Here is a 1317-nt window from a genome sequence, read left to right as displayed (position 1 = left end):
TGTCTCGCCCCGGGTTTGATGGAGGCTCTCAATCCACGTGAGGATGAGAGTCATGGCGGCACCGAGGAAGTACCCCGACGAGCTGCGTGAGCGGGCGATCCGGCTGGCGGTCGACGCCCGGCGTGACCCGGCCACTCGGACTGGAGCGTTGAAGCGGATCGCCGAGCAGCTGGGCATCAACCCCGAGACGCTGCGCAACTGGGTCATCCAGGCCGAGGTCGACGAGGGGCACCGGCCCGGGACAACGACCGATGACGCCACTCGGCTGGCCGAGCTCGAACGGGAGAACCGGGAGCTGCGCCGGGCGAACGCGATCCTGAAGAGCGCGTCGGCTTTCTTCGCGGCGGAGCTCGACCGCCCCTCCCGCTGATCGTCGACTACATCGATCAGCACAAGCTCGAATACGGGGTCGAGCCGATCTGCCGCGTCCTCACCGAGGCCGGCGCGAAGATCGCCCCGAGCACCTACTACGCCCACCGCATCCGGCCGCCGTCGGCGCGGGCGGTCACCGACGCCGCAACCACCGCGGTGATCGAGAAGGTCCACGCCGACAACTACGGCGTCTACGGCGCCCGCAAGGTCCATGCCGAAGTGCGTCGACAGGGCCACGCCGTGGCTCGCTGCACCGTCGAGCGACTGATGCGCGCCGCCGGCCTGCGCGGCATCACGCGGGCCAAGGGTCCGCGCACCACCGTGCCCGGCACCGGCCCGGACACCCGTCCGGACCTGGTCGATCGGGCGTTCACCGCGACCGGACCGGACCAGCTGTGGGTTGCCGACATCACCTACTGCCGGACGTTCTCCGGCTGGGTCTACGCCGCCTTCGTCATCGACGTCTACTCCCGCAGGGTGGTCGGCTGGCAGCTGTCGAAGTCGCTGCGCACCGACCTCGCGCTGGACGCGCTGGAGATGGGCATCTGGACCCGCCGACGGACCGGCCGCGACCTCGGCGGCCTGATTCACCACTCGGACAAGGGCGTTCAATACGTCGCCGTGCGCTACACCCAGCGCCTCGCCGAGGCCGGCGCGGTCGCGTCGGTCGGCTCCACCGGCGACTCCTACGACAACGCCCTCGCCGAGGCCTTCAACTCCCTCTTCAAGGCCGAACTCGTGCGCAACCGCGGCCCCTGGAAGGGCATCGACGACCTCGAGATCGCCGTCGCCGAGTACGTCGACTGGTTCAACCACCGACGCCTACACGGCGAGATCGGCCTGATCCCACCGGCCGAGCACGAGGACCACTTCTACCGGCACAACCCCGTGGCGACTACCGTCGCCGCGTCAGTTCCGAGTCTCCACTGAACTCGGGGCGAGACA

1 protein-coding gene and 1 other annotated feature are annotated in these 1317 nt (G+C 69.5%); the gene reads left to right on the top strand.

Annotated features, from left to right (window positions below; translation table 11 throughout):
• Positions 1-52 precede the first annotated feature (52 nt).
• Positions 53-1302, top strand: a protein-coding gene (locus BM142_RS24040; RefSeq protein WP_254791240.1) for an IS3 family transposase whose coding sequence is annotated in 2 segments (ribosomal slippage) — positions 53-332 and positions 332-1302 — 1251 coding nt in all. Because the reading frame shifts where the segments join, the coding sequence is not laid out codon by codon here.
• Positions 331-459: a sequence feature (AL1L pseudoknot), on the top strand. Its footprint overlaps the gene before it by 129 nt.
• Positions 1303-1317: the final 15 nt, after the last annotated feature.

This window comes from Blastococcus tunisiensis, assembly GCF_900112815.1.
GTDB classification, from domain to species: domain Bacteria; phylum Actinomycetota; class Actinomycetes; order Mycobacteriales; family Geodermatophilaceae; genus Blastococcus_B; species Blastococcus_B tunisiensis.
The sequence above is the reverse complement of the archived record's forward strand: the minus strand, read 5'-3'. Positions and strand labels throughout refer to the sequence as shown.